This window comes from Symplocastrum torsivum (assembly GCF_059505465.1).
Genome location: NZ_JCACKQ010000126.1, coordinates 66212 through 92281, shown reverse-complemented (window position 1 = coordinate 92281; position 26070 = coordinate 66212). Strand labels below are relative to the sequence as shown.

Genomic DNA, 26070 nt, shown 5'->3' with positions numbered 1-26070 from the left:
CGCGATCGCTTCACTAATCGGTTGACCTGTTGCTTGTTGGTAGTAGGTAAATCCTGGAGCTGGATTGACTTCAAAGCAGTACCACTCCCCTGACGGTGTACATCGTAAATCGATGCCAGCTACAGGTAGGTGCAAAGCTTTCGCCAGTATCCGGCAACAAGTCAGCTCCTAAGAACTCAGCATTAGACTCGTTACCGCTAAAATGAACAGCCAGCAAGTCAACCCCTGCCACATCAGCAAGGCATCGAGCTTGGGTTGCCAGCACTCGGTCAACTGAACCAAAAATGCGATCACCCACTACTGTAACTGTCACTGGCAATTGCTCAGGAGTTTGTGGTAACACCTCAGCCCCCAGTGCAATATGTTGATGCACCTGACGCACGGGAATCCCAACCTGAGCAGCGGCATAAACCCACTGTTGATGCCGCCAGTTTAGTCCCAGTAGATAGCTAGGTGTTGGACGGTTCAGTACAGGACATTTCTAGCCCAGATAACCAGGAAATCAGAAATGCATTCATTTCCGACGCACTATAGGCGCGATCGTCTGGGACAATGTGGAGGAGTTCCTGCTCAAAAACACAAGGCAGACGAGTTAGAACACCACTAATCTCTTCCACTCCAACCACCTGCCCATCAACGGCTGCCGCCGAGTCCGGCAAGGATGGGGTTTCGCCACCCTTACCGCTCACAGAGTGTTGCCAGCCGACTATCGATAAATCCTCGCAGGTAAGAAGTCTAGCTTCCTGATTTGCCCAACGGTCTACCAAAGACCGAGCGGCTTCATCATAATGACTGGCTACAACGACAAGCATTAGACTCGATTCCCTACTTGGTTATTAACCACTTGTTCCCCAACTTCTGGGCGTTCTTGGGGAGAGATGAAAGATTTTCCTGCTGCCTCAATGCGTTCTTCTAGACCATTGATGCGTTCAGCCATCTGATTGAACATCTGCTCTATACCGCTAATTGGGACAGTGGGTATGGTGTTATCTGTAAGATCTTTGATCGCCTTTTGTGAGACTTGCATTCCCCCAGGCACCTCTATGAGGTCTGTTCGGAAAGACCTCAGTGTAAACAGGCTGCTACCAGTTGCAGTAGGAAGGCTGTATACGAGTTGATCAAAGTCAGGATTGGGAGCGGCTAAGTCCTGAGGTAGGAATGTTCCTCGATGCTCAGGAGTCAGAAGCACGTTGAGACCATTGAGATTAAAAGGACTCCGTAAAAAGATATCGACATACCCACGAATCTCATATTGAGTTGTTATGAGATCTGGCGTTCCAAGGGGAGGTTGAACATCCCTTGCAAGGTCAGGTAATAAAGTCACTAAAACAGTATCATGAGCCGGAATATTCAAGTCGTAGGTGAGCTTTTTGGGATCGGCAGTAGGCACAAGTTCACCAAAAACATTACTAGCGTTGCCCACTGCTAACACGTCGCGGATTACAACGGTATCTGCAAGCGTCAGCGTCGGTGTCGTTGCAGCGAATTGCAGTCGCACACCCACGTCAACGTTGTTGGGATTAGCAATTGTCAAGAAGTAACCTTGAGCAACCAAGCGAGAAGCTGATGCAGGACCAAATCTAGGTGTTGAAATTGGCTTAACTAAAAGTTCAAAGGTCGATACAAGCATTGATTTACCTCGATTGAATGTATCTAACCTAACTGCCAATAAATATGGGTCGCAGTACCCTCATGGGTACTATTTACTCACCTTACTCACCCATAAAAAAGCGGTTCTACAAGAGTGTAGAACCGCAGACATCACAATTTAGCGGAGCAAACTTTAACGGACAAGGCTTTGTTGAGCAGTCATGTCAATGGGTTTCATAAAGTACAGTCGTAGTAACTGCCAACCACTAGAGAGATAAAAGGGAAGCTTCTGGAACAATTGCAGGAATTTAGGAGTATTTGAAGACGAGATCGCACTCAGTTTTTCATTATTGCGAATGCAAACATCTAAGCGATCGTAAAACTCCGGTTTCTCTACATCCAGAATCACTGGGAACACCCGTCCTGCGGTTTCGTTCGTCTTCTTGATCACATGAATGTCATACTCACGGGCATCCAATCCCAAACTCGAATAAAATCCAGAGCGTTGGATGTCATTGAGGTACATGGTCGCAAAGACGGATAGCAGGAAGAAGCGACACCACAGCTTTGCCTTCCAATCATTCAAAGTATCAGGCTGCGCTCTCATCAGAGCATCAAAGAAGTCACCGTGACGGTTTTCATCCTGACACCAGTTTTCAAAGAAGCGGAAAATCGGATAAATCCGGTCTTCAGGATGCGCTTCTAGGTGCCGATAGATGGTGATATACCGCCAGTAGCCAATCTTCTCAGACAAATAGGTGGCGTAGAAGATAAACTTCGGCTTAAAGAAGGTATATTTGCGGCTCTTGGTCAGGAATCCCAAATCCAATGACAGATTGAAATCTGACATCGCCTTGTTGAGGAACCCTGCATGACGTGCCTCATCGCGAGACATCAAGTTAAAGCACTCTGCCAGCAGTGGGTTTTTATCCTTCAAACGGCGCCCCAGTTCTTTGTAGAGCAAGAAGCCAGAAAACTCGGCTGTGCAAGAACGCTCTAAGAACTCCACAAACACTTGGCGTGTTTCCCCATCAATGTGGTTCCAGGACTGCTCAAACTCCGCATCCCGGACAAAGTGGTGGCGATTGTAGTCAACGCGAAACTCTTCTAGGATTGCCAGCAGCTCATCCTCGTTGGGCGAGAGATCCATCCGCGCCATTTCATCGAAGTCAGTGGTGTAGAACCGGGGTGTCAGCAGGGTTTCCTTTGCTGGGACTTTGACACCTGGTCGCAGCTCATCAAAGCCCGGTTTTTTGAGGGAATCTACCATCTTCTTTTTTTATCGTTTTGCCTTGGAGGGTCGTGCTAATGCTGTGTTTGGCTAGATGGAATTCAGTCTACCAAGGCGAAGGGGTATGAAACCCAATTAAAACGTTAAGAGTTGCAACATCGTAGTTAGTTGTTGGTTGTTTATTTTCTTTAACCAAACAACCAAGCGGTGGATGGCTATCCCATCGCTTTCTCTTGAACAAGGCGATCGCACTGCTACCAGTCGTGATGCGTAAAGTAGCAATGCCAAGCTCTTACAGCCTATTGAAGGGTGTAAGTCTTGTCTTGTTTGAGGGAACTATTTACAAAAAAGTTAGCGATCTCTTTCTCCTTACAAAAGATGCGATCGCTTCAATGATAATGACTTGTAGACGAAAAATTTATCAACTTCCAAAGGATTGGGGATGAGGAATTGGAGCTGAATTCTGGTTCAGAGTCCTAGTCCCCAGCCCCTAGCCTCTAATTTCTCGCCAGCCACTTCTGTGCGTTTAGACGTTGCATCGTGTAAAACACAATCAGGTCTAGCGTTACCCTGCGCTCATCAATCATGAAAGACTCTAGCGTACTAGGTTTTGCACCATTGGTTGCCCAGGAAAAAGCCTTCTGCTTGCTGATGTCTTCGTCAGGGAAATAAACGTTAAATTTGCGCTGTCCATCTTTCCAGGAACCCGCCACTTGCCAGCAGTCATCACCTTGACTTAAGCCAGCAATTTGGATTTTGTCCTTAACAAAATTCACCTGTACATCCTCAATGCCTTCTTTTGCAAAGGCTTTCTTCAAGGCTGGCACATAGTCTTGTTCGATAAATTCCTGAAAGGGTTTGTCTTCAACAGCAGGTGCCTTCTCTTTTTTGGCTTTAGCCGCAGGCTTATCACCAGCAGCTTTAGCCGCAGGCTTTTTCGCAGCGGGTTTATCTTCTGCTTGTTGTTCAGCAGAGGCAGCAGGCACATCAGCATCAGTTTGAGTATTCGTATCCTCAACTGCCGTATCTGTGGTTGGCTTCTCTCCCGCAGCATTCGGGTTGGTGTCTGGATTTAGCGCCTCAGGACTAGGAGCGTTAGCCGAGGGAAAATCCGTTGCTACTGCTTCATCGGTACTGGCAACATGTTCTTTAGAGGCATCCGGTGTACGTGATTCTCCAGCCTCTGGATTAGGAGGACCCGATGTAGGGTCTTTGGTGTTTGGATCGGGATTTGACTTTTCTGCCATGGCTCTGGTGAATCCTTATCTCTATGTCTGGGGCGATCGCTTAATTTTGGGTGTTTGTATATTTATCTTTAATCTTTGCATAGGATTGCCAAGGGAGTATCCAGCTTCCGAAAGAAGTAAACCTGTGCCAGTAGAGAAGCTGTTAGCTAGCTTATTAATGAACTGGTTTTAGGAGAAAGGTAAAAGGCTATTGTCCTTCCAGCTTTTGCTGTTAAGTCAGATTGATTATTAAATTTGCGATCGCTTAATCCCCTTGTTATAGAGAAAGCCAATGACGTTTATAAGAAAAATGATGATTAGCCGAGAAATTTTACCAATTTACGCAACAAAAATCGGCAGCACTCCTTTCCCTAACTACTCTAGCTAGAGGAAAGAAACGCTACCGCTTCTTAGTTAACTCATTTAATTCGGTTGACAGTAGAAATTAGACTACATCAGCCACCAGCAACCGCTGGTACAATGCTTACTTCATCTCCATCTTGAAGAGTTGTCTCTGTACCTTCTAGAAAACGAATATCTTCACTATTCACATAGAAGTTCAAGAAACGACGTGGTTTTCCCTGTTCGTCACACAGCCGTCCTTTAATACCAGGACAACTGTTTTCTAGAGAGTCGAGCAGTTCAGTAACATTGTTAGCGGCACACTCAATCGTTGCTTGGTCGTTGGTGAATTTTTGCAGAGCAGTAGGAATCAGAACTTTGACAGCCATAGATTAGTTGTTGGTTGTTGGTTGTTAGAGTCGTGAGGAATGAGGGTTTTTCACTCACAACTTTGAAAGAGTGAGTTACGTTGTTCTGTTAAAAAGCTGATAGCTGACAGCTTTGGAGCTATACAAGGACTTGTTGCCATTCGAGGCGATCAAGAGTGCGGGAACGCTCTAATGCTCGCTCGAAACTCTCTAGCTTTGCTTCAATTGTTAGAGGTTCGCCGATGTAGCCTTGGACAGCTTCTTGAGTCTTCAATCCGTTGCCAGTGATGTAAGCGACTGTAGTTTCATCAGGGTCAATTTTTCCGGCTTCCACCAGCTTCTTCAGTACGGCGATTGTCGTGCCACCTGCGGTTTCGGTGAAGATGCCTTCGGTTTCTGCTAGCAGCTTCATGCCTTCAATGATTTCCGCATCAGTTACTGATTCAATATGACCGCCAGTTTTCCGCGCTACTTCCAGAGCATAAACGCCATCTGCTGGGTTACCGATCGCGATCGATTTAGCAATTGTACTTGGCTTAACGGGTGTTACAAAGTCTCGGTTTTCCCGGAAGGCTTGCGCGATAGGGGAGCAACCTTCTGCCTGTGCCCCACTAAAGCGAACCGCCTTATCCTCAACCAGACCGACTTTGATGAATTCTTGGAAGCCTTTGTAGATTTTGGTGTATTGAGAACCAGAAGCCATCGGAGCAACAATGTGGTCGGGTAGCTTCCAGCCGAGTTGTTCAGCGACTTCATAACCCAAAGTCTTTGAACCTTCGGAGTAGTAGGGACGCAAATTGATGTTAACGAAGCCCCAACCGTGGGTATTAGCAACCTCACAACACAGACGGTTAACTTGGTCGTAGTTCCCTTGGACTGCCATCACTGTGGGGTTGTAGATGAGCGTGCCCAAGATTTTGCCAGCTTCCAAGTCAGCGGGAATGAAGACGCAGCAATCTAGACCTGCATGAGCTGCGATCGCAGCGGTAGAATTAGCCAAATTGCCAGTGCTAGCACAGGAAACTGTAGTGAAGCCTAACTCTTTGGCTCTAGTGAGAGCAACAGACACCACCCGATCTTTGAAGCTCAAGGTGGGCATATTTACCGCATCATTTTTGATGTAGAGATTTTTCAGACCAAGGCGACGCGCCAAGCGATTCGATTTCACCAACGGTGTCATCCCCGTACCGACATCAATTGGGGTATCTGTCTCAACAGGTAAGAAGGGACGATAGCGCCAAATTGAATGTGGACCTGCTTGGATACTTTCGCGAGTTACCTGACGTCGGAGAGCGTCGTAATCATAGCTAACTTCCAAAGGTCCAAAACACATTTCACAAACGTGCAATGCCTTAAGTTCATACTCTGCGCCACACTCCTTGCAGGTCAAAGCTTTAAATGTGGCAGATGTCGCTGTTGTCTGGGGTTGTGTCGCCTGAGTCATGAGTCAATCTCTTTGCATCCTTCAACGGTCGATTGATAGTAACACAGGCAACAATACCCGTCAAACATACCCGACTTTTTTTGTCGGGTATAAATTTAAATCGCTTTTCCTAAAGGCGGAAATTCGTCCTGATAGTTATCGCCTCTATAGGTATAGAGAAGTGGTAGATGCACCCTGTATTCACCCCCCAAGCTTTACGGTTCGGGGGTTTTTTCTTGCCATTTTTTCGGTGCTAAAAAACCAGGGGGAGCAAGAGAGAGTAGGGGAAGCACAGGAAGAAAAATTTTCCCTATGCTGTTCATGGAATCTCTGAACAAGCTGACTTAACCGTTTCAATCTGGCGCATAGCAAATCAAAGGGAGGCACAAGCAGTCTTTAGGGTTTGACGTAGCCAGCAATTTGCACTGTCTTTGTCCACCAATTTGCTCCACAGCAGGGATACTGTCCAAGCTTGCGTTTCAATCGGTAGTTCAAATATTTCTAGTTCTTGATGACAGATCAAATGGGTTGCGATGCGAGAGGGAACCGAGGCAATTAAATCACTAGAGGCAACTAAGGACGGTAACACCATCATGTGCGGGGTTGTCACGGCAATCCGGCGTTTCAAGTTGTAGGTGGCTAAAACCTGATCGATGTATCCTGTGTCATCTCGTCGGATTGTGACCAAGGCATGGGGTAAATTTGCAAAGGTTCCTAGTGAAACTGACCCATTTGCGATCGCCCCATGTCCTTTGTGAGCAATGCCAACAAATCGTTCTTGAAATAGAGATTCATGTAGTGTTTCTTGAGGTGGATTGGGGAACACGCCTAAGGCAAGGTCAATTGCACCTTGCTCCAATAAATCTTCTACACTATCTTTTTCAAACCCAATCAATCGAACATTTACTCCTGGTGCAGTTTGCTGACACAAAGCGACTAATTTTGGCACGATGACAAAGCTTGTGTAATCTGAGCTGCCAATAGCGAAACTGCGCTGAGTCGTTTTCGGCTCAAAGCTTTGGTTAGATTCGAGAGTCTGTCGAATTTGGTTGAGTGCCAACAAAATCCCTGGTGCAACTTCCAAAGTTTTGCTCGTCGGTTGCATCTCTCGACCAATACGGATGAACAGTTCATCGTCAAACAACATTCTCAATCGCCTCAGAGCAGCACTCATCGCAGGTTGTCCTAAATAGAGTCGTTGAGCAGCCGCTGTGACACTTCGTTCTTCATATAGCGCTTCAAACGCAACCAAGAGGTTTAGATCGATGGATGACAAATCTATCGATTTCATTGATAGCTATTATCTTTTTAATCAATTTGTTTAATTCATCTTACCTAGCTATTGTGAAATTAAAGACATTTGGCAATAACCGAAATGACTGAGCAGAAAAAGACTGCCGTAGTAACTGGCAGCAATCGCGGATTAGGCTATGCTATTTCCCGTAAATTGGCTCAAATTAGCGATATTTGCGTGATAGTAACTAGCCGCAAAGAGTCTGAAGGACTTGCTGCCAAGCAGCAATTGGTGGATGAAGGGCTAGATGTGGACTTTCACAGTTTGGATGTTACTGATGATACCAGCGTTCAACAGTTTACTGAATGGTTGCAAGCAACGCATGGCAGGGTAGATATTTTAGTTAACAATGCAGGTGTCAACCCAACTAGCAGTCATCCAGAGGAAGCGAGTCTGCTGAGTGTTCAATCGCAAACCCTGCTGTCAACCTTTGAGACAAATGTTTTGGCAGTACTCCGGATTTTTCAAGCCTTAATCCCCCTAATGAAGGCTCAGAACTATGGTCGCATCGTCAATGTTTCGACCGAGATGGCATCTTTATCGTCCATACCTAGTGACTTTTATCCACTAGCACCCTCTTACCGCCTCTCCAAGCTAGGTCTAAACGGATTGACAGCGATTCTGGCAAAGGAACTCCAGGGTAGCAATATTCTTGTGAATGCCTATTCTCCAGGATGGTTGAAAACCGACATGGGGGGCGAGAATGCACCATTCACAGCAGAAGAAGGAGCGGAAACAGCCGTTTATCTGGCGACGCTTCCGGATGGTGGTTCTCAAGGACAATTTTTCGCAGAACTGCGGAAATTGGGTGAACCAATACACCTGCCTTGGTAAGCCGCTTGTTGCACTGACAGTTTGGATACATTATGTATCCAGTCTTGAAAGACGCTGTAATCGGTAACCTCGAAAGGGAAAGCTAATATTTAGGGCAATTAGCGCAATTGCTTACCTTTGCTAAAGAGATCGCAAACCTACTCATGACCTCGAAGCACTGTCCCACAAAATACTATGCCATCACAGTTAGAGACTCAGGGGGCAATCCCTCTGTAGATGCCCCCAAAAACTGAGTTATCTGTTTCTCCCTACTTCTCCTACGTTCTTCGCTGACAGCTAATCTCTAAACGTGAGTGCGGTCAGTTAAAATTTCATAGCCGTCAGCCGTTACCAACACCGTATGCTCAAACTGAGCTGACAAAGCATTATCAACAGTCACTGCTGTCCAGCGATCGGATAGTATGCGCGTGAACTTGGAACCTGCATTTACAATTGGCTCGATCGCTAAAGTCATCCCAGCACGAAGCTTGACATTTGCCATCTCGCGAGTACGGAAGTTGAAGACATGAGGTTCTTCGTGCAGGTTTCGTCCAACACCGTGACCTGTAAAGTCTTCAACGACACTAAAACCATTGGCTTTTACATGGTCTTCAATCGCACCAGCAAGATCGAGCAAGTAAGCTCCTTCTTTAACTTGTTCAATCCCTTTATAAAGTGCTTCTTCTGCCACACGGATTAACTTAGCTGCATCAGGTGTCACCTGACCAACCGCGATCGTAATGCAAGAGTCACCGTGAAATCCTTGGTAGTACGCCCCCGTATCAACTTTTACGACATCCCCAGCTCGAATTACTTTCTTGGCGCTAGGAATACCATGTACAACTTCGTTGTTGACGCTGGAACAGATAGAAGATGGGAAGCCATGGTAACCCTTAAAGCTAGGCGTTGCATCCATCTCACGAATGCGCTTTTCGGCATGGGCATCCAAGTCAGCCGTCGTCATCCCCGGCTCAACCATCTCAGAAATTTCTTTGAGTACCGTTGCGACAATCTTTGCCGCTTGCCGCATGATTTCGATTTCACGCTCAGACTTGATTTCAACACCGCGACGTTTTTTCTTAGTACGGGGCGGTTCCGTTGGTTTGAAAAGCAGATTAGTCAAAATGTTCATGCGAATCAATAAATGGCTAAGATATTGGCATCCAAACAGTTAAGTGTTAAAAAGCCCGACTACATTTAATGGGGTCACGACAGCATAGAAATGTTAGACCAGCTTATTTCACTAAACTGTTTGAGAAGGAGCCGATGCCGAATCAGTAGATCAGGTGATTTTACACTTTACATTAGCTTAACATTGCTTGATTTCGAGGGGTAGAGAACAGTAAAGCTTAGGCTCTAAGTGATCCCAGCTTTGATCGTTTTCACCACAGTCTTTGACAAAATTTACCAAACAGGTCGTAAAGCCACCCAGGAGTTGTAAGCAAACAATCCCCATCGGATAACGATTTCTGGCAAGATTAGTACATATCGAGGAGATCATATGGAACTAGCAGTCTCCCTAACCGCTTCTCGCAGCCGCTCCACATCACGCATCGGTGGAACACCAAAGAGCCGCTTGTACTCCCGGTTAAAGTGCGAAGCATCGTCATACCCCACCCGGTAGGCAACACTGGTTGCATCCAGATTTTGCCCCAACATCAGACGGCGAGCCTCCTGGAGCCGCAGTTGCTTCTGGAACTGCAACGGACTCATGGCAGTGACCGATTTGAAGTGATGGTGAAAGCCCGAAACGCTCATGCCAAGCTCTCGCGCAATGCTTTCAATCCTGATCGGCTGGTTAAAGTCTTTGCGAAGTCGATCGACGGCTTTGGCGATGTGGTGGGTGTAGCCACCCAGAACAGCAATCTGACGCAGCCGAGCACCTTGCTCTCCCAGGAGGAGGCGATAAATGATTTCCCGCTTAATCAGGGGTGCGAGAACATGTGCTTCCGCAGGGGAATTTATTAACCTGACGAGCCGCACGACAGCATCTAACAGATCTACATCCAACGGACTCACATCGATCGCTTTTACACTAGCCCCTCGTTGTGCTGAGGGATAGCCTGCCTCAACCATGGCTGAGCCAACTAGGGTAGGGTCAAGATCGAAACGAAGACCCAGGTATGGTTTTTCCTGGGTTGCTTCTAGAATTCGGCTGGCAATCGGCAGTTCGACCGTCCCCAGCAAATAATGCATTGGGTCGTACTGATAGCGATCGCTGCCTAGAAGAACTTCTTTGCTGCCTTGAGCAATTACACAAAAGGCAGGAATAGAGACACTATGAAAGCATTCCGAAGGGGAAGAGGAACGGTAAAAGTGCAATCCTTTCAGCGGCTCTTTCGCTCCATCAGTACGAATCGCTTGGGCAATTCGCTGGGTTAGTTCTTCTCGGTTGGCTTGCGCTCGGTCTGCCTCGCGCTTTGTCTGAAGGTCATTCATCAAGGCTCTACCGGATTTTTCACTCGTTCTTGCAGCGTTCATTTCTTATGCCCGTTCAGATAGATTTCTGGACACATCAAGGTCTAGAAGGGGTTTGGCAGCTAAGCCTGTATAAGAATCTAGCGTGACTTGAATTGAATCTGGTGCAAGGCGTGCAGGATTGTACAACCATCCTAGACAATCATTCTATTGCTTGCCTTTCAGGATTCCTAGAATGAGGTTAAAGCAATGAAACGTGATTCCGGCTTCTTGTAAGCGTCTGGATTTCTCTTCAAGAGAACACTCAAGTTTATTTCGTTAAGCGCTTCTTGCGATTGCACGAGAAGCATCATCAAATCCACGGCAGGCATTGGTCGCTGTGGGAAAGCTTTGCATGGGCGTTGCACAACTATGGAGGAACAGAAATGAAACGGCTAACGATACCTGTCATGGCATTTTCCTTATTGGCTTTGGGGTTCCCGCAGGCAGGGCATACACAAGTCTCATCTGGCGATCGCCCACAGACCGTGAAAATCACGCGGAATGGTTCGCAGCCTTCCACCGAAGGCTCAGCCGAATATTTCACGGGTTCTGTACGCATCAATCCTCTTTTTCCGGTACACGAACCGTCACGCGCATCTGGCGCAAGTGTCACCTTCGAGCCTGGTGCCCGAACCGCATGGCATACCCATCCCCTGGGGCAGACCTTGATTGTGACGGCTGGGTCTGGTTGGGTTCAGCAATGGGGTGAACCAATTCAGGAAATCAGACCTGGTGATGTCGTCTGGATTCCACCCGGTGTGAAACACTGGCACGGAGCTACAGCCACTACAGCCATTACTCATACTGCCATTCACGAGGCGCTCAACGGCAGCCCTGTGGACTGGATGGAACAGGTCAGCGACGAGCAATATGGAGGACGATTTTGATGCTTTCGAGGTGGCTTCCCACTAGAGGAAAAAACGGTCAGAAGCGAATGCTGGTTTTGGTTCTCGCTTTAGCAATGTCCCTGTGTTCCTCAGCCTGCCGTGCCGACAACAGTATCACCAGCAATACTCAATCAGAGATACCAACTGAACTACCAACCAAGCAGGCAAACAGGATGAAGATTAACATCAAGGTCGGAAACGAAGTCGTGACAGCCACGTTGATTGATAGCAAAACCACTCAGGATTTTATTTCCCTGCTGCCATTAACGCTGACGCTGGAAGACCACGCGAACACCGAAAAAGTTAGTGATTTGCCAAGACGATTATCAACAGAGGATGCACCTCCGGGCAGTGATCCTGCGGTTGGAGATATTGCCTATTACGCTCCCTGGGGGAATTTGGCGATGTATTACAACGATTTTGGCTACTCAAACGGACTCATTATCCTCGGAAAAATTGACGGTGACATCGAGGCATTGAATGTGCCTGGTTCTGTAGAAGTGACGATCGAGTTGCGATCGCAGTAAAGCGGATACAGCAAGGAAGCGGCTTGCGACGATGGAAGCGAAGTAAACCCGTTAGGTCAACCCACACTTACAAAGAAAGCCATGAAACACCGTGTTCTAATACCAACTCTCTTGATGAGTGCGATCTGTACAACAGCAGCATTTGCGATCGACCAAACACGCGCCTCGCGTCAAATCTCCCAAGCACCCGTACAGCAGTCCGCTGTGGTCGAGGGGGCAGACAACTTCTACAAGAGCGACCAGGTAACGATGCAGAGAGTGACGTTCAGAAACCAATACAACATGCAGGTTGTTGGGAATCTCTTCATTCCCAAAGCCTTGAATCAGAACGCCAAGCATCCAGCAATTATTGTCGGGCACCCAATGGGCGCAGTCAAAGAACAGAGTTCAAATCTGTATGCCCAAAAGCTGGCTGAGCAGGGATTCGTCACCTTGTCCCTTGATTTATCCTTCTGGGGCGAGAGTGAAGGGCAGCCTCGCAACGTTGTTGCACCGGATATTTATGCTGAAGATTTTAGTGCTGCGGTCGATTTTCTGGGCACCCAGTCCCTCGTTGATAGAGATCGAATTGGCGTTCTGGGGATTTGCGGCAGCGGCAGCTTCGTCATCAGCGCCGCCAAAATTGACCCGCGCATGAAGGCGATCGCGACGGTCAGCATGTATGACATGGGCGCGGCTTACCGTAACGGGCTGAGGCATTCTACGACCCTCGAACAGAGGAAACAAGCCATCGCAGAGGCGGCTGAGCAGCGCTACGTGGAGTTCACAGGCGGCGAGACCAAATACACGGGTGGCACGGTGCATGAGCTTAACGATAACACCCACCCCATTCAGCGCGAGTTTTACGACTTCTACCGCACTCCCAGAGGCGAATACACCCCCGAAGGTTCGTCGCTGAAGCTTACGACGCACCCGACACTGACCAGCATCGTCAAGTCCGGAAACTTCTACCCGTTCAACGACATTGAGACTATTTCGCCTCGTCCCATGCTGTTCATCACGGGTGACAATGCACATTCTAGGGAGTTCAGCGAAGATGCCTACAAGCGCGCAGCCGAGCCAAAGGAACTCTACACCATTCCGAACGCGGGACATGTCGATTTGTACGACCGGGTGAACCTTATCCCGTGGGACAAGCTTGCGTCCTTTTTCAATCAGCATCTCAGTCGGTAAGCGAGCAATTAGCAGGAGAAAATATGTCAACACAATCGAATGAAAACTTTGCCGGCAAAGTCGCTTTCGTCACCGGAGCAGCAAGCGGCATCGGTCGAGCTACGGCGCTGGCGTTTGCCCGTGAGGGTACCAGCGTGGTGGTTGCTGATGTTTCAGAACCGACCAATCAAGAAACGGCACGCATGATCGAGGAACTGGGCGGGCGGGCGTTTGCCGTCAGGTGCGACGTGACGCGAACCGAGGACGTGAAGGCGGCTCTGGAAAAGACCATTGAGGCTTTCGGACGGCTGGACTTTGCCTTCAACAACGCGGGCATCGAGCCGAGGAAGGCGGCTCCGACCGCAGAGTACGAGGAGGAGGAGTGGAACCGGATTATCGACATCAACCTCCGTGGCGTTTTCCTGTGCATGAAGCACGAGATCCCGCTGATTCTCAAGCAGGGACGCGGCGCGATCGTCAACACGTCATCGGGTGCGGGAATCATCGGTATCAAGGGTAGCCCCGCGTACACCGCCGCGAAACACGGTGTGATCGGACTGACCAAGACAGCGGCGCTCGACTATGCGTCGCAGAACATCCGCGTCAATGCCGTCTGTCCCGGCTACATCGACACCCCGATGATGGGTCGCTTCACTGGCGGTACGGACGAAGGGCGCGCGAAGGTGATCGCGGAGGAACCGGTCGGACGGATGGGCACGCCCGAAGAGATCGCTGCAGCCGTCGTCTGGTTGTGCTCGGATGCGGCTGCCTTCATCGTTGGGCACGCCATGGTCATCGACAGCGGTCAAACGGTGCAGTGATCTTCGTCGCCAACACGATCAAACCCTAAACGCACGACAAAGCATTGTCGCCATCGTCACTTTCACCGCCAACGGCGATGACTTACGCTACTCAGGAGGTACTCGACGGCAAGCCCGTGAACTGGATGGAAAAAGTCAGCGATGAGCAGTACCAGACACCAAACGTAAACAACTAGGGACATGTATTTATGTACAACGCCAAAGCTTACTCCGCAGCTAGTGCAACATCACCATTGGCATCCGACATGATTGCGCGGCGCGATCCAACCGAACACGACGTTCAGATCGAAATCCTCTTTTGCGGCATCTGCCACTCCGATCTCCATTCAGTGCGTAACGAGTGGAGCGATTTCATGTCCACAACCTACCCGATCGTGCCCGGTCATGAAATCGTCGGTCGTGTGACTCAAGTCGGTTCAGCAGTGACTCAGTTCAAGTCCGGCGATCTAGTGGGAGTTGGCTGCATGGTCGAGTCGGACGGGGTCTGTCCCCTTTGCAAAGCGGGTCTTGAGCAGTTTTGCCAAAGTGTAATCTTCACCTACAACTCCCCAGACAAATACCTGGGAGGGGTCACTTATGGTGGCTACTCCGATAGCATCGTCGTCGATCAACGCTTCGTGCTGCGCGTTCCCCCGAACCTCAATCTGGCCGGAGTTGCGCCGCTCCTTTGTGCTGGGATCACAACCTACTCGCCTCTGCGCCACTGGGGCGTCACCGAGGGTAAGAAAGTAGGCGTGATCGGTCTTGGCGGATTGGGTCACATGGGCGTGAAGCTTGCTCATGCGATGGGAGCGCACGTCGTCGTCTTTACCACGTCGCCTGACAAGACGGAAGACGCCCTGCGCCTGGGTGCCGACGAAGTCGTTGTCTCCCGCAATGCTGACGAGATGCAGAAGCACGCTGGTAGCTTCGATTTCATCCTCGATACCGTCTCTGCTAAACACGACATTAACGCCTATCTCAACCTGCTGGGCCTGGATGGCAACATCACCCTGGTCGGTGCACCCGAAAAGCCCCTGGATGTCGCAGCATTCAGCCTGATCATGGCGCGCCGCAGTCTCTCCGGCTCAAGCATCGGTGGCATACCTGAAACCCAAGAGATGCTCGACTTTTGCGGTGAACATAACATCACCGCCGATGTTGAAGTCATCCCCATCCAAAAAGTCAACGAAGCTTACGAAAGACTGCTCAAGTCCGATGTGAAATATCGCTTTGTAATTGATATGGCATCTCTGAAATCTGAATAACTGAGGCACCCCCTAGAAGAAGTAACCATGCACAAGCATGACCTTGGCAACAGCAACCGCTACTCGCTCTTGAGGTATGTCAAGCTAAAGCTTACTAAATCAGCCCTTCAACCCGTTTTAAAGGGTTTTAGCTCTAAGCCCAAATTTTAGTTTAGGGCTTAAGTTCGTGACATTCTTTTGAAAACCCCCCTTACTCCTACTTTCTCATTTAATCGCTCTACCTGGCTGCCGATACAGCAGGACCAGCCGTGACCACAATCAGATTATCGGGACGAAGCAATTCCTTCGCCGTCTGATTGACCTGTTCTAAGGTAACGGCTTCAATTCGATTGGCAAACTCGCGTAGTTCTTCCGGTGCCAAACCGTAGACTTGATTCCTCAAAATTGTCTCGGCTAACTCATCAGGGTTAGCCAGGGCAACCGGATACTGGCTAGTGATTGAGCGCTTAGCTGTGTTGACTTCATCACTCGTGAGACCCTTTTGTTGGATTTCTTTGAGTAGAGAGATGGTACTAGCGATCGCTTTTTGGGCATCTTCCGGCGCGGTTTGCATTTGAATTAAAAATGGGCCTGGATTCATTCCTGCCTGGAAGTAGCTATAGATACCGTAAGTCAAGCCTTGGCGATCGCGTATTTCGGTTCCCAAGCGACTCGATAAGGTATCACCACCCAGAATCTGATTGAGTACCAACGCCGCATAGTAACGTGGGTCTTTTCGGTCAATCCCTCGATAACCTAGATAAGTCACTGATTGGACTTTACCAGGAAGCACTGGGTTTAGTTGAACAATTTTTTGTGGCAGTTCTACCTTTGGATAGTTCGCGACAGGAGGTTTACCACCGACTTTCCAACCAGAAAGCTGAGTTTCCAAAAGCGATCGCACACTTGCCGGGTTAAAATCTCCCACCAAAGCCAGCACAGTTGTATCAGGACGGTAATGTGTCTGATAAAAGCGCACCACATCGTCACGAGTAATACTTTTTAAGCTGTCCGCCGTTGGAAAAGCATGGTAGGGATGATTCTCTGGATAAATGGCTTGCTGGAAAGTCCGTCGTCCCAGTTGTGCTGGCGTATCCAACTCAACAGCGAGACTCGTTAACGTTTGTTGGCGAGTCAGTTCCAGCTTGTCTGTCGGAAACGTAGCATTTTGCACTACATCAGCAAACGTCTCAATCAAGATAGGTAAGTCTGGCGCTAAGCTATACCCTCCAATATCCACACCCTCTCGGTATGCAGCAAAGCCTAGACTTGCACCTCGCTCCTCCAACGCTTTCGCAATTGCTAAAGCCTCTCGTGTTTTCGTCCCATTCATCAGATTGCTTGCTGCCAGACTCGCCAACCCAGCTTTAGCCATTGAATCAAACTCTGTACCCCCTCGGATACTGCCACTCAGCGTTACGGTTGGCGTACTAGGGTCAGGAAAAAGCAAGACTTGCAGACCATTCGCTAAACGCAACACCTCTGGTAGCGATTGAGTAGTCGGCGTTGCCGATGAATTGATGGCTGGCAGGTACTGTTCTACAACCGCAGGGTCTACTGGTGGTCCTGCATTGAAGTTCTCAGTGGTTTGAATTGCCCCTACACTCTGCGTATCTGATTGACCATCCAACTGAGTTGGCTCAAAAAAGCCTACCGTTCGGTTCTCACTCTTGAGGTAAGTTTGTGCAACGCGCTGCACATCCTCACTAGTGACGTTCTGAACACCTGCTAAATAGCGGTCTGTAAAGCGATAATCTCCACCTGTTGATTGGTCAGAACCAAGTTGCAGTGCTTGGCTTGTAATATCCCGGTTCCCCAGGATCACATCAGCGGTGAGTTGGCGTTTTGCCCGACTTACTTCTTCTTCTGCAACGCCTGTATCCTGTAACGTTGCAATCTCTGAAGCGAAAACTTGCTCAATTTTGCCGAGTTCTTGACCAGGCGCAGCAATTGCTGCTAGTTCATACCAGCCTGATTCAATCAAGTTAGCGGCATAGCCAGAAAAATCACTCGCTAAACCAGTTTCCACAACAGCTTGATAAAGCCGGGAATTTCGCCCCTCAGTCAGGATGTAGTCCATCACGTCTATTGCTGGCACATCGGGATGGTTAATTGCAGGTAACGGATAGATTTCCTCTAGAAGTGCAGCACTACCCGCTTCCCACAGAACGATTCGGTTGTTGTTGGTTGTTGGTTGTTGGTTGTTGGTTGTTGGTTGATTGTTACTAATCTCTGGTGAGGAGTTAGTGATTTTTGGTACTTTGCCGAAGGTTTCCTTGACTTTTGAGAGGGTTGGTTCAGTTTCAAAATCTCCCACAATCACCAACGTAGCATTGTCGGGGCTATAGAATCTCTGGTAGTAATCCCGCACCTGCTCAACGGTAAACTTCTCCACATCTGCCTTGGTTCCACCTACAGGCAAACCATACGCTTGGTTGGGAAAGGCAGCCCGCATTACGGCGCGGCTGAGTCGGTAACTAGGGCTGTTTTCGTATCCTTGCAACTCAGAAATTACGACTTGCTTTTCACTTTCGAGTTGCTGTGCCTCAATGTTGGAGTTTTGCATCCGGTCTGCTTCTAAAGCCAGCAGTGCTGAGAGTTTTTCCCGCTCAACTGTTCCGAAGTAAGCTGTATTGTCGTAACTGGTAAAGGCGTTGGAGTCGCTGCCTAAGGCACTAAAAAGGCGACCAAATTGAATCGGACGGTCTTTGGTGCCTTTGAAGAGCATATGTTCGAGTTGGTGAGCAATTCCATTCACGCCTTGTGCTTCGTTACGTGACCCAATTCGATACCAAACCTGCACACTGACTACTGGTGCTGTATGTACTTCCTTGGTTAAGACAACTAGACCATTGTCTAGTACTGTTTTTCGTACATTTTCTGTCAGTGCTAGGGGTGCGGCTTCATTGCTTGTGGCTGGAGGTGGGGACTGAGAAACGTCTGTCTGAGTAGAAGAAGCTTTCGTAGCAAATAACACAGCACTCAAGCAGAGGCTGAAAAGCAAAACTAGAAAGCCGCGACGACGCCAAGTTGAGCCGTAATACATAAATTTAGTTAAACAACATCGTCAATAGAATTGAGGATTTATCAAGGTTGAGTGTTAAGTTTTCACCTTGATTGATATGTAGTTAATTTTTCCGGTTCGAGTTATTTGAGTTACAAGCTCAAAATTAAAAATTTTAAACTATTGCGGGCTAAGAACGCGGATAAATTCTAAGGGTAGACCATCGGTGTCGGCAATGAAAGCGACTTCGTAAACCTGGGAACCAATCATCTGTTGGGTCGGTTCTAGAAGAATTTTTAAGGGTTGGAATTCGTCGGGGTTACGGCGTGTTGCTTCGGTAAAGCGTTCTTGTAGACTGGTTAACCACATTGGGAGGTTAGTTGTCGCACTTGTAAGGTCAAATGATAAATGGTAGTACCCAACGTAATGCTCATCTCCAAAGGCATCCGGTGCAAGTTTTGGTTCAGGAATTTGGATAAGTTCAATTCTGCCGCCGAGTCCTTCCATCCAACAGGCAAGGGTAATCCCGGCGGTAAAGCGTTCTGAAATTGTAAATCCTAACTGTTCGTAGAACGCGATCGCTCGATGAATATTCGCAGTACGAATCGAAGCGTGGTGCATTAGCGTTAGTTGTTCGTTGTCTGTTGTCCGTTATTAGTAGCAACATCAAAGACTACCAACCTAGGACAATGCGTTACCTTACTTACTCAAACAGTCGGAAATAAGGATAGCGCACCGGGACACCTGGTTCTTTTTCCAAATCGAAATTAATTACTTCCCAGCAAGGGTCTTGTTCCGGTTCCGGGCTAAATTCCACGGGTAACCCATAAAGTCGAGGTCGTGCTGGTTCTGATTGCCCGCGCCAAGGCGTACTTCGCTCCAAATAAGCACTCACTAACTCTCGATAACGACTGGCAATAATCACCCGCGTTGCTCGATAGCCCTGAGTATAGAGCCGATCTAGCGCTTCATGAATTTCAAAGCGAATTCCGTCAGGATGCGTGTGCTGTCGATACCACTCATCTTTCCACTGACGCCAATGACGCCCAGATTGTAAATGAATCAGTTCACCCGTCTTTGGATCTGCCTCGAAGGCACCATGACGCGGACAGAGATAAGTATCAGTCAACGTCAATGCCGGAATTGACTGACGACAGTGAGGACACTGAATCTCCGGACCAAATACCGGGTACTGCAAGCCAGAATTGATCATCAAGTGCTATTGGCGTCTCTACCGTGTGTGCTAGTACCTTTGGTTTTTATTATAGATTGCCACCGATGACACCCATCTCTTTTTTAGGCATTGGGACACAAGGCTACATAAAAACTTGAAAGCTTAGGAATTAAGCTTTCCTTAAGGTACTGCTAAAGTTAAACATACTGGACACTGGAGTTCAAGCCATACGCTAAGTTCAAGTCGTTACAGTTGGGCAGTGAAGTATTAACTCTAATCGTGAATCATTTCAACTCGCAATTCTCGTCAACTACGTCCTACTGGTCTCCTCCTGACCTTTCTCAGGCTGCCTTTGTCGCCCCAAATGCAGTAGTCATTGGTCAGGTATTACTAGCGGATGGGGCTAGTATTTGGTACGGTGCCGTTGTGCGAGCAGATGTTGAGCGTATCGAGATTGGCAAGTGTACAAACATTCAGGATGGTGCAATTTTGCATGGAGACCCTGGCAAGCCAACGATTCTAGAAGACTATGTTACGGTTGGTCATCGTGCGGTCGTTCATTCAGCTTATATTGAACGCGGAAGTCTCATTGGTATTGGTGCTGTGGTGCTAGATGGTGTCCGAGTTGGTTCAGGCAGTATTGTTGGTGCTGGTGCTGTGGTAAGTAAAGACGTTCCACCTTTATCACTGGTAGTTGGCGTTCCGGCTAAGCAATTACGCGATGTCTCACCTACCGAGGCAGCTGAACTGATTGAACATGCAAAGCGATATGAGAAGCTTGCACTAGTACACGCTGGAAGAAGTACTGACTTGGGGTTTACTTTTACTACACCCCACTAACTGAAGTACCAAACACAAACAAATCCTGTAGCCATCTGAACCAATTTGCCTAAAAATAGAAAAATGAGAAACGTTCAAAAAACTTCAAGCGTTAAGTGAGGATAAAAACATGGAATTTGATTGGCGTATAGTAGCCGTTTTGTCTCCTGTCATCTTGGCAGCTAGCTGGGCATTATTCAATATCGGTGCTGCTGCGCTTAAACAAGTCCAAGGATTTCTCAATCGGTAAGTCCTAGACGGCACTAGGTACAAATGACAAAAAGCCAGCTAACCAATGACCAAAAAAGTTAGCTGGCTTTAGTTATTCGTGTTCTACCCGAAACACATTAGCGTAGAGACTCGCAATGATTTGCTTTCCGGTAACTGTCAACTCTAAGTAGCGTAACGCTGGCTGGATGTAGCCAGAGACAACATTCCAGTAGAAGTTTGGATAGTTCTTACGCAAATCACCACCAGAAGAGTAACCAAACGTCTTGTTCACGCCAGTTTCTTCAAACTCATAGAACAAGGCAGGCAGTTTTTGCAAGTAGCGTGGGTCAGCCAGTTGACCAATTAAGTCAGCCGCCCTTACCAAACCTGGGTAGTTAGCCGTCTCCAAGTACTCTTTATCTGCTGGTACTGGAAAACGAGTCAGCTCAATATTGCGCTTAACCGCTTCTGTATCAATCAGTGTGTGAGTACCAAAGCGCTCATCGATGAAAAGTTTAGCTCGGTCTACATGAAAAGCAGTCAAGCTGGCATCTGTTGAACCAAACGGCAGCGAGATCATCATGTCGTCTAGCCCAGTTGCATACAACTGATCCTCTTCACTGTCACTACGGCAGATTCCCTTGACATAGCCAATGTCGTGGCACAGCCAAGAAATGATTAGGTTTAACCAGTCTTCGCAGGAGACGCTTCCTTCGCGGAAGTACTTACCCCGCAGAACTTCCTGTCCTACTAAAGTTACTAAGATAGTGTGTTCTACGTCGTGATAGAGAGCGTCGCTGTTGGCAATAACTTCCAAAGCCATATTTCCTGCCCAACCAAGGATATCAACATATTCTGATCTGAAGCTGCCGAAAGTTTGGCGATATCCAGCTTGCAGGCGCTCAACACAGTTATTAATTATCACCTCTGTAAGATTAAACATCTTGCTAACCTCTGAAAATTTAAACTAAGTAGGTGAATTAAATTAATGAAGACATCTGTCTAAACTCCTCGTTATTCAAGTCGTTCACCCCAACGAAAACCAACTTAAATTAACTATCATTAGTGTGTGTCAAAAAAACAATAAAGGTAACCAGAAAAACTCATGGTTTTTACATATACTATTTAAGCTGTTTTGTCTACGAAGGCTTGATGAATTATCTAAAGACAAACAAACTCATAAAACCTCAGTAAAGTTCATGAATTTAATGAGTACCTACTTGTTTTACTAGGCGAGAATTACAATAAGAGCAATGTTGCTATTTCCTATCCCAGAGCCTAAAGGTTATTAAGAGATGATTGAGCGTAGCTTAGCGCTTGAAAAGATACAGCTTATGATTAACTCCAGGTGTCTTACTTCTTGCCTCCGTCCACAGCTAAAGAGTTATCTCTTCATTGTTACTGTCATCACTTATTTGACAGGAAGGAACATAATATGTTGTTGATGTAAAATATTTCCTTAGAAGATTTTCATCACTATTTTGTCGATTATGTTTATAGATAAGTTATGTCATTTTTTAGAGATTTGAAACAAACTATGAATGTTGAAGAAGCATTAGAGTTTGCAGACAAATTAATTTATTCTCAAACGGCAAAGCATCTAAATGACCTTGAGCGAGCAATATTTTTAGGGTCATGGCAAGGTCATACTTACGAAAAAATGTACCCACTTAATCCTGAGTATGTAGAAAAAGATGTTGGTTATAAGTTATGGAAAAAGCTCTCAATGGTCTTGGGAGAAAAAGTCACTAAAAAAAATTTCCGAGGGGCATTAGAGCGAGCTTTGAAGCAACAGCAGTCTCAGTTAGGAGAATCACCACCTCAATTAGCTGACTCACCAGAAGAAAGATTCGAGGTTGCGACAAAGAGAGTTTTCATCTCACACCGATCGCATGAGCCAGAACTTAGTCTCGCCGCACACTTATGTAATGCCATCAACGCTTCGGGAAACCAAGCTTATATCGCTAGTGTCGGAGCAATGTCTTCAGAACGTTCTCAACTGGGGAAAGATTGGCTATCTCAGAGTGATTCAGCATTTGAAGAGTGCGACTACTTCTTACTACTACTATCTCCACAAGCTGCCGTGAGTGAAATGGTGCTTGAGGAGTTACGGCGAGCTAAGGAGTTGCGTGATTCTCGCCGAACAAATAAACCTGTTGTGCTGCCCATCCGAGTAAATTGTCCTCTTAATGCCCCATTGAACCACGACCTACGCAGCTACCTCCAAGGGATTAAGCAGCGTGAGTGGACATCAGCGGCTGACACACCAACAATTGTGCAAGATGTTTTAAACCTTTTGTTGAGGAATCGAGAGGACATTGGCAGTAATGAAGAACTTATAACTTCGACAAATACCGATGAACCAGGTAACAGTGAAATCTTCTCCCCCACTTCCTACTCTCCACTTCCTACTCCCTTACCTGTTGCAGAACCGGAGCTGCCGAGTGGTCAAGTGCGTCTAGCATCTGCGTTTTATGTGGAGCGAGTTCCGTTTGAAGCTCAGTGCTACAAAGAGATTTCACAACCTGGCGCACTAATCCGGATTAAAGCACCGAGGCAGATGGGCAAAACGTCCTTGATGGCGAGGATTCTCTATCAGGCAAAAGAGCTAGGCTATCGCACTGTTCCTCTAAGCTTTCAACACGCTGATGCTGCCGTTTTCACAAATCTCAATGAACTCTTGCAGTGGTTCTGCGCCAGGATTACTCGGAAGCTGCGGTTACGCTACCAAGTTGATGAGTATTGGACTGATACTTATGGCAGCAAAGATAACTGCACGATTTACTTTGAAGATTGTCTATTGTCGGAAAGCGAGCAGCCATTGGTGTTGGGCTTAGATGAAGTCGATCGCGTTTTCCAGTATCCCAAAATTGCTGATGATTTTTTTGGTCTATTGCGAGCTTGGTACGAAAACGCTGGCTATGGTGACCAAGACAGTGGCTTATGGGAAAAATTTCGATTGGTGGTGGTACATTCAACAGAGGTTTATATTCCACTCAATGTTAATCAGTCGCCCTTCAATGTAGGGTTGCCAATTGAGTTGCCGGAATTTACTAGTGAGCAAGTACAGGATTTAACCCAGCGGCATGGTTTGGCGTGGAATACCGCTCAGATTGAGCAACTTATGTCCATTGTTGGTGGACATCCCTATCTCGTGCGAGTCGCTCTTTATCACATGGCGACTGGGCAGATTACGCTTGAACAGTTGTTGCAAGTTGCCCCTACAGAAGCGGGACTCTATGGAGATCATCTGCGTAGGCACTTATGGACTCTTCAACAGCATCCAAAGTTAGCCGCTGCCTTTGCGAAGGTAGTCACTACCAGCGAACCTGTGGAATTAGAGTCAGTACAAGCTTTTAAGTTACACAGTATGGGTTTGGTTCAGTTGCAGGGCAACTATGTCACGCCTCGTTTTGACTTATATCGTCAGTATTTTCGCGATCGCTCTTTGGAGGGCGAAAGCGAGGGCATAACTACAACCTCATACGAATGTCACTCTCACAACAGCGAAAAGTAATCATTTGTAGAAAAACCCAGCTTGGGGGGCTGGGGGTGTTAGGTCTTTAATACACAAGGTAATCAAACGCGATCGCTCTTACTCAACTCACTGCTACTACCGCGTTTTCAAATCCAATCGCTGCCTACCCAGTTTCGCCTCCAATTCTCCCTTGATGCGATTGAGAATTGAAGTTTCATCCAGAGAAGAGAGAATACGACTCACAATAGTTTTTGGACTATCTGGCCCCCAAGATGCCCCATTTGCCAAATAAAACTTGGTAACTTGTCCTATGGCATAAGTAGAGACACCTGCAACACCTGCCTGAGTTACTGCTACAGACAGATAAGGCGCTAATGATACCCCCCCCGTTGCTGGTACCGAAAGACCCAACAAACCTTTAAGGGAACCCAATCCAAGCGTTGCCAAAAGTTCACTTGCGCCAATCCCACCCATACTAAGCGCGATTTTTTGCAGTAACCCGATCGCACCCTGCTGGGTCATAGAAATGCCGTAGAGTTTGGATAAGGTGAGAATCATCACCACATCAATTACAGTAGCGGTGAGAATGTCAAGGACGGTAACAGGATTTAGTGCGATCGCAACGGCTTTCGTCATTACCGCCTTCCAGATAATTTGATTTGCACTCTCCTCCCGAATCGTCATTTTCCGTTTGACGAGTTGCTCATTCAGATCACCTGCATACAGCATCGTGTTCAGGGCAACCAACGACTTTCCTTCTCGATGCAAAATATCTAAGATTTTCAGCTTCAAATCCTGAATCTGTGGTGTGCCTGGACGACGCTTTACCCCAACAGTACCATCAGCACGCCGAGTCGCAACCGCCACTAATGGCGAAGCTGCCACCATGACAATCTCCTCTGGTGAAAGCAACTGACGCACCCGCTCATCTCGAATTTTGCAGTAGATTGCCTGTCGATCTGCATCGGGATACTGGTCAATTTTGTTGAACACCAACAACATCGGTTTGCCACTTTCCCGCAGTTTAGAAAGCGCCTCGTACTCCACCTTGGTCATATCACCTGCGATGATAAACAGCAGCAAGTCTGCCTGTTTTGCTACTGCGATCGCTAACGCTTCACGAGTTTCACCGTCTACTTCATCAATTCCTGGCGTATCAATGAGCTGAATTTGGGAATCGCCAATACTCGGTAGTGCGACTCGCAGGATCTCCTGATTTGTGTCTCCCACCGTTTCTTGCGTCAACTGCCAGTTAGCGTTATGACTATCACGGGTGACACCATGCAGCGCCCCCGTTTCAAACACAGGTTGTCCCAATAAGGCATTAAGTACCGATGATTTCCCACGTCCCACCATGCCAAAAGCCGCAATCTGGATACAAGAATGTTCCAGTTTGTCCAGTAGGTTGGTTAAATCATTAATTTGGGACTCTAAACCCGCTTGCTCTTTGGGTGTCAAGTCGAGATTCGTCACCAAGTCCCGTAGTGCGTCTTGTGCCTGCTTGTAGTTCAGTTCCGCCTGAATCTCTTCAACACTCAAGATCGCTCTATCCAACTCCTGATCTGAAGCAAGAGAATCCAGGAAGTCAGGTTCTGGTAATGAATCTGTCAAAATCGTACCTCCTGCCATTGGCTATTTTGAAAGCTTGCTTTGCCGTCAATACTGTATGACTACTATTCTCATGCTAGTCACTGTTGGGCTAAGCGGCTTGTATCAAGAGTGTGGAATCCACCATCCCAAGCGCCAGCATTTGTGATACTTCAGATCTTGCACCTTATCACCCACAGACTGGAAGTCTGGGGCTACACAAACATAGACGCTTTCTTCGGCTTCCCGCAGGGTAGCCTGCCTGGAACAGGCTTCAAAACCCTTAATTTTGCGTTAGTCCGCCTACGCGGACTTTGTTTATATAGCCATAGCCGCGATTGAAATCGCCAGGGCTTGGTGCAAGATCTGAGATGCCATACTCTCTCTCAGGCACTGATAATAGTATTGAGACATAACAGATACACCATTGCTTAAGCG

27 protein-coding genes are annotated in these 26070 nt (G+C 47.5%); 12 read left to right on the top strand and 15 right to left on the bottom strand.

The genetic code is table 11. From position 1 onward, the window contains the following. Positions 1-70 precede the first annotated feature (70 nt). The 5 genes from AC5JL3_RS31745 to AC5JL3_RS31725 form a co-directional block, all read right to left on the bottom strand. Positions 71-343, bottom strand: coding sequence for a hypothetical protein (locus tag AC5JL3_RS31745; RefSeq protein WP_496078251.1), 273 nt, complete (start codon positions 341-343; stop codon positions 71-73). A 106-nt stretch (positions 344-449) separates the two neighbouring features. After that, positions 450-812 carry a hypothetical protein gene (locus AC5JL3_RS31740; protein ID WP_496078250.1) on the bottom strand — a complete coding sequence of 121 codons (363 nt, stop codon included), beginning with the start codon at positions 810-812 and terminating at the stop codon, positions 450-452. Then, positions 812-1630, bottom strand: a complete 819-nt coding sequence (locus AC5JL3_RS31735; RefSeq protein ID WP_496078249.1) for a hypothetical protein — start codon at positions 1628-1630, stop codon at positions 812-814. The genes AC5JL3_RS31740 and AC5JL3_RS31735 overlap by 1 nt, the downstream gene beginning before the upstream one ends. A 153-nt stretch (positions 1631-1783) precedes the next feature. Continuing rightward, complete coding sequence (acsF, locus tag AC5JL3_RS31730) at positions 1784-2860, bottom strand: magnesium-protoporphyrin IX monomethyl ester (oxidative) cyclase (protein WP_496078248.1); 1077 nt, start codon at positions 2858-2860, stop codon at positions 1784-1786. A 458-nt stretch (positions 2861-3318) separates the two neighbouring features. Beyond that, complete coding sequence (locus AC5JL3_RS31725; RefSeq protein WP_496078247.1) at positions 3319-4068, bottom strand: DUF2996 domain-containing protein; 750 nt, start codon at positions 4066-4068, stop codon at positions 3319-3321. Here AC5JL3_RS31725 and AC5JL3_RS31720 point away from each other — a divergent pair. Continuing rightward, positions 4067-4240, top strand: a complete 174-nt coding sequence (locus AC5JL3_RS31720; RefSeq protein WP_496078246.1) for a hypothetical protein — start codon at positions 4067-4069, stop codon at positions 4238-4240. The two genes, AC5JL3_RS31725 and AC5JL3_RS31720, sit on opposite strands and share 2 nt — an antisense overlap. Positions 4241-4502: 262 nt before the next feature. Here AC5JL3_RS31720 and AC5JL3_RS31715 read toward each other — a convergent pair whose 3' ends face one another. Further along, positions 4503-4778: a MoaD/ThiS family protein gene (locus tag AC5JL3_RS31715; RefSeq protein WP_496078245.1), complete on the bottom strand. Its 276-nt coding sequence runs from the start codon at positions 4776-4778 to the stop codon at positions 4503-4505. 118 nt (positions 4779-4896) lie between these two features. Next, positions 4897-6201: a threonine synthase gene (thrC, locus tag AC5JL3_RS31710; RefSeq protein ID WP_496078244.1), complete on the bottom strand. Its 1305-nt coding sequence runs from the start codon at positions 6199-6201 to the stop codon at positions 4897-4899. Between thrC and AC5JL3_RS31705 the strand changes: the two genes are divergently transcribed. After that, the gene (locus AC5JL3_RS31705) at positions 6200-6514 is read left to right on the top strand and encodes a hypothetical protein (RefSeq protein ID WP_496078243.1); all 315 of its coding nucleotides are present in this window, start codon (positions 6200-6202) and stop codon (positions 6512-6514) included. The two genes, thrC and AC5JL3_RS31705, sit on opposite strands and share 2 nt — an antisense overlap. 39 nt (positions 6515-6553) lie before the next feature. Here the strand turns inward: AC5JL3_RS31705 and AC5JL3_RS31700 are convergent, their stop codons facing one another. Further along, positions 6554-7471 (bottom strand): LysR family transcriptional regulator, encoded by a 918-nt coding sequence (locus tag AC5JL3_RS31700; RefSeq protein ID WP_496078242.1) that lies wholly within the window; start codon positions 7469-7471, stop codon positions 6554-6556. Between the two features lie 84 nt (positions 7472-7555). On the opposite strand from AC5JL3_RS31700, the gene AC5JL3_RS31695 reads away from it, so the two are divergent. Further along, positions 7556-8308 (top strand): SDR family oxidoreductase, encoded by a 753-nt coding sequence (locus tag AC5JL3_RS31695; RefSeq protein WP_496078241.1) that lies wholly within the window; start codon positions 7556-7558, stop codon positions 8306-8308. A gap of 283 nt (positions 8309-8591) precedes the next feature. Here AC5JL3_RS31695 and map read toward each other — a convergent pair whose 3' ends face one another. Together map and AC5JL3_RS31685 are read right to left on the bottom strand one after the other, a co-directional pair. Further along, entirely contained in the window at positions 8592-9419 is an 828-nt protein-coding gene (gene map / locus AC5JL3_RS31690; RefSeq protein WP_496078240.1) for a type I methionyl aminopeptidase, read from the bottom strand. Positions 9420-9784: 365 nt separating this feature from the next. After that, a complete protein-coding gene (locus AC5JL3_RS31685; RefSeq protein WP_496078239.1) occupies positions 9785-10768 on the bottom strand; it encodes an AraC family transcriptional regulator in 984 nt (327 codons plus the stop codon). Positions 10769-11130: 362 nt separating this feature from the next. On the opposite strand from AC5JL3_RS31685, the gene AC5JL3_RS31680 reads away from it, so the two are divergent. The 6 genes from AC5JL3_RS31680 to AC5JL3_RS31655 all read left to right on the top strand — a co-directional run bounded on the left by AC5JL3_RS31680 (position 11131) and on the right by AC5JL3_RS31655 (position 15381). Continuing rightward, a complete protein-coding gene (locus AC5JL3_RS31680) occupies positions 11131-11634 on the top strand; it encodes a (R)-mandelonitrile lyase (RefSeq protein WP_496078238.1) in 504 nt (167 codons plus the stop codon). Beyond that, positions 11634-12161 (top strand): cyclophilin-like fold protein, encoded by a 528-nt coding sequence (locus AC5JL3_RS31675; RefSeq protein WP_496078237.1) that lies wholly within the window; start codon positions 11634-11636, stop codon positions 12159-12161. Before AC5JL3_RS31680 ends, AC5JL3_RS31675 begins: the two co-directional genes overlap by 1 nt. Positions 12162-12242: 81 nt before the next feature. Next, positions 12243-13334, top strand: a complete 1092-nt coding sequence (locus AC5JL3_RS31670; RefSeq protein ID WP_496078236.1) for an alpha/beta hydrolase — start codon at positions 12243-12245, stop codon at positions 13332-13334. Between the two features lie 23 nt (positions 13335-13357). Continuing rightward, positions 13358-14134, top strand: a complete 777-nt coding sequence (locus AC5JL3_RS31665) for an SDR family oxidoreductase (RefSeq protein ID WP_496078235.1) — start codon at positions 13358-13360, stop codon at positions 14132-14134. A gap of 44 nt (positions 14135-14178) precedes the next feature. Next, on the top strand, positions 14179-14310 hold the full coding sequence (locus AC5JL3_RS31660; RefSeq protein ID WP_496078234.1) for a hypothetical protein: 132 nt from the start codon (positions 14179-14181) through the stop codon (positions 14308-14310). A 12-nt stretch (positions 14311-14322) separates the two neighbouring features. Further along, on the top strand, positions 14323-15381 hold the full coding sequence (locus tag AC5JL3_RS31655; protein WP_496078233.1) for an NAD(P)-dependent alcohol dehydrogenase: 1059 nt from the start codon (positions 14323-14325) through the stop codon (positions 15379-15381). Positions 15382-15598: 217 nt separating this feature from the next. On the opposite strand, the gene AC5JL3_RS31650 is transcribed toward AC5JL3_RS31655, so the two are convergent. From AC5JL3_RS31650 to AC5JL3_RS31640, 3 genes are all read right to left on the bottom strand, one after another. Beyond that, positions 15599-18406 carry a M16 family metallopeptidase gene (locus AC5JL3_RS31650; RefSeq protein ID WP_496078232.1) on the bottom strand — a complete coding sequence of 936 codons (2808 nt, stop codon included), beginning with the start codon at positions 18404-18406 and terminating at the stop codon, positions 15599-15601. A gap of 138 nt (positions 18407-18544) precedes the next feature. Then, positions 18545-18985 (bottom strand): VOC family protein, encoded by a 441-nt coding sequence (locus tag AC5JL3_RS31645; protein ID WP_496078231.1) that lies wholly within the window; start codon positions 18983-18985, stop codon positions 18545-18547. An 82-nt stretch (positions 18986-19067) separates the two neighbouring features. Beyond that, positions 19068-19577 (bottom strand): TIGR02652 family protein, encoded by a 510-nt coding sequence (locus AC5JL3_RS31640; protein WP_192218638.1) that lies wholly within the window; start codon positions 19575-19577, stop codon positions 19068-19070. A gap of 240 nt (positions 19578-19817) precedes the next feature. Here AC5JL3_RS31640 and AC5JL3_RS31635 point away from each other — a divergent pair, with 240 nt between their 5' ends. Together AC5JL3_RS31635 and AC5JL3_RS31630 are read left to right on the top strand one after the other, a co-directional pair. Beyond that, entirely contained in the window at positions 19818-20378 is a 561-nt protein-coding gene (locus AC5JL3_RS31635) for a gamma carbonic anhydrase family protein (RefSeq protein ID WP_496078230.1), read from the top strand. A gap of 109 nt (positions 20379-20487) precedes the next feature. Further along, positions 20488-20607 (top strand): photosystem II protein Y, encoded by a 120-nt coding sequence (locus tag AC5JL3_RS31630; RefSeq protein ID WP_192218636.1) that lies wholly within the window; start codon positions 20488-20490, stop codon positions 20605-20607. A 72-nt stretch (positions 20608-20679) separates the two neighbouring features. Here AC5JL3_RS31630 and AC5JL3_RS31625 read toward each other — a convergent pair whose 3' ends face one another. Further along, complete coding sequence (locus tag AC5JL3_RS31625; RefSeq protein WP_496078229.1) at positions 20680-21510, bottom strand: Npun_R2479 family HD domain-containing metalloprotein; 831 nt, start codon at positions 21508-21510, stop codon at positions 20680-20682. Positions 21511-22104: 594 nt separating this feature from the next. Here AC5JL3_RS31625 and AC5JL3_RS31620 point away from each other — a divergent pair. After that, positions 22105-24084 carry an AAA-like domain-containing protein gene (locus AC5JL3_RS31620; RefSeq protein WP_496078228.1) on the top strand — a complete coding sequence of 660 codons (1980 nt, stop codon included), beginning with the start codon at positions 22105-22107 and terminating at the stop codon, positions 24082-24084. A gap of 96 nt (positions 24085-24180) precedes the next feature. Here the strand turns inward: AC5JL3_RS31620 and AC5JL3_RS31615 are convergent, their stop codons facing one another. Next, positions 24181-25656, bottom strand: coding sequence for a GTP-binding protein (locus AC5JL3_RS31615; RefSeq protein ID WP_496078227.1), 1476 nt, complete (start codon positions 25654-25656; stop codon positions 24181-24183). Positions 25657-26070 lie beyond the last annotated feature (414 nt).

Coding starts and splice junctions, on each gene's coding strand:
- AC5JL3_RS31740 (WP_496078250.1), bottom strand. CDS start 812: ATGCTTGTCGTTGTAGCCAGTCATTATGATGAAGCCGCTCGGTCTTTG.
- AC5JL3_RS31735 (WP_496078249.1), bottom strand. CDS start 1,630: ATGCTTGTATCGACCTTTGAACTTTTAGTTAAGCCAATTTCAACACCT.
- acsF (WP_496078248.1), bottom strand. CDS start 2,860: ATGGTAGATTCCCTCAAAAAACCGGGCTTTGATGAGCTGCGACCAGGT.
- AC5JL3_RS31720 (WP_496078246.1), top strand. CDS start 4,067: ATGGCTCTGGTGAATCCTTATCTCTATGTCTGGGGCGATCGCTTAATT.
- AC5JL3_RS31725 (WP_496078247.1), bottom strand. CDS start 4,068: ATGGCAGAAAAGTCAAATCCCGATCCAAACACCAAAGACCCTACATCG.
- AC5JL3_RS31715 (WP_496078245.1), bottom strand. CDS start 4,778: ATGGCTGTCAAAGTTCTGATTCCTACTGCTCTGCAAAAATTCACCAAC.
- AC5JL3_RS31705 (WP_496078243.1), top strand. CDS start 6,200: ATGAGTCAATCTCTTTGCATCCTTCAACGGTCGATTGATAGTAACACA.
- thrC (WP_496078244.1), bottom strand. CDS start 6,201: ATGACTCAGGCGACACAACCCCAGACAACAGCGACATCTGCCACATTT.
- AC5JL3_RS31700 (WP_496078242.1), bottom strand. CDS start 7,471: ATGAAATCGATAGATTTGTCATCCATCGATCTAAACCTCTTGGTTGCG.
- AC5JL3_RS31695 (WP_496078241.1), top strand. CDS start 7,556: ATGACTGAGCAGAAAAAGACTGCCGTAGTAACTGGCAGCAATCGCGGA.
- map (WP_496078240.1), bottom strand. CDS start 9,419: ATGAACATTTTGACTAATCTGCTTTTCAAACCAACGGAACCGCCCCGT.
- AC5JL3_RS31685 (WP_496078239.1), bottom strand. CDS start 10,768: ATGAACGCTGCAAGAACGAGTGAAAAATCCGGTAGAGCCTTGATGAAT.
- AC5JL3_RS31680 (WP_496078238.1), top strand. CDS start 11,131: ATGAAACGGCTAACGATACCTGTCATGGCATTTTCCTTATTGGCTTTG.
- AC5JL3_RS31675 (WP_496078237.1), top strand. CDS start 11,634: ATGCTTTCGAGGTGGCTTCCCACTAGAGGAAAAAACGGTCAGAAGCGA.
- AC5JL3_RS31670 (WP_496078236.1), top strand. CDS start 12,243: ATGAAACACCGTGTTCTAATACCAACTCTCTTGATGAGTGCGATCTGT.
- AC5JL3_RS31665 (WP_496078235.1), top strand. CDS start 13,358: ATGTCAACACAATCGAATGAAAACTTTGCCGGCAAAGTCGCTTTCGTC.
- AC5JL3_RS31655 (WP_496078233.1), top strand. CDS start 14,323: ATGTACAACGCCAAAGCTTACTCCGCAGCTAGTGCAACATCACCATTG.
- AC5JL3_RS31650 (WP_496078232.1), bottom strand. CDS start 18,406: ATGTATTACGGCTCAACTTGGCGTCGTCGCGGCTTTCTAGTTTTGCTT.
- AC5JL3_RS31645 (WP_496078231.1), bottom strand. CDS start 18,985: ATGCACCACGCTTCGATTCGTACTGCGAATATTCATCGAGCGATCGCG.
- AC5JL3_RS31640 (WP_192218638.1), bottom strand. CDS start 19,577: ATGATCAATTCTGGCTTGCAGTACCCGGTATTTGGTCCGGAGATTCAG.
- AC5JL3_RS31630 (WP_192218636.1), top strand. CDS start 20,488: ATGGAATTTGATTGGCGTATAGTAGCCGTTTTGTCTCCTGTCATCTTG.
- AC5JL3_RS31625 (WP_496078229.1), bottom strand. CDS start 21,510: ATGTTTAATCTTACAGAGGTGATAATTAATAACTGTGTTGAGCGCCTG.
- AC5JL3_RS31620 (WP_496078228.1), top strand. CDS start 22,105: ATGAATGTTGAAGAAGCATTAGAGTTTGCAGACAAATTAATTTATTCT.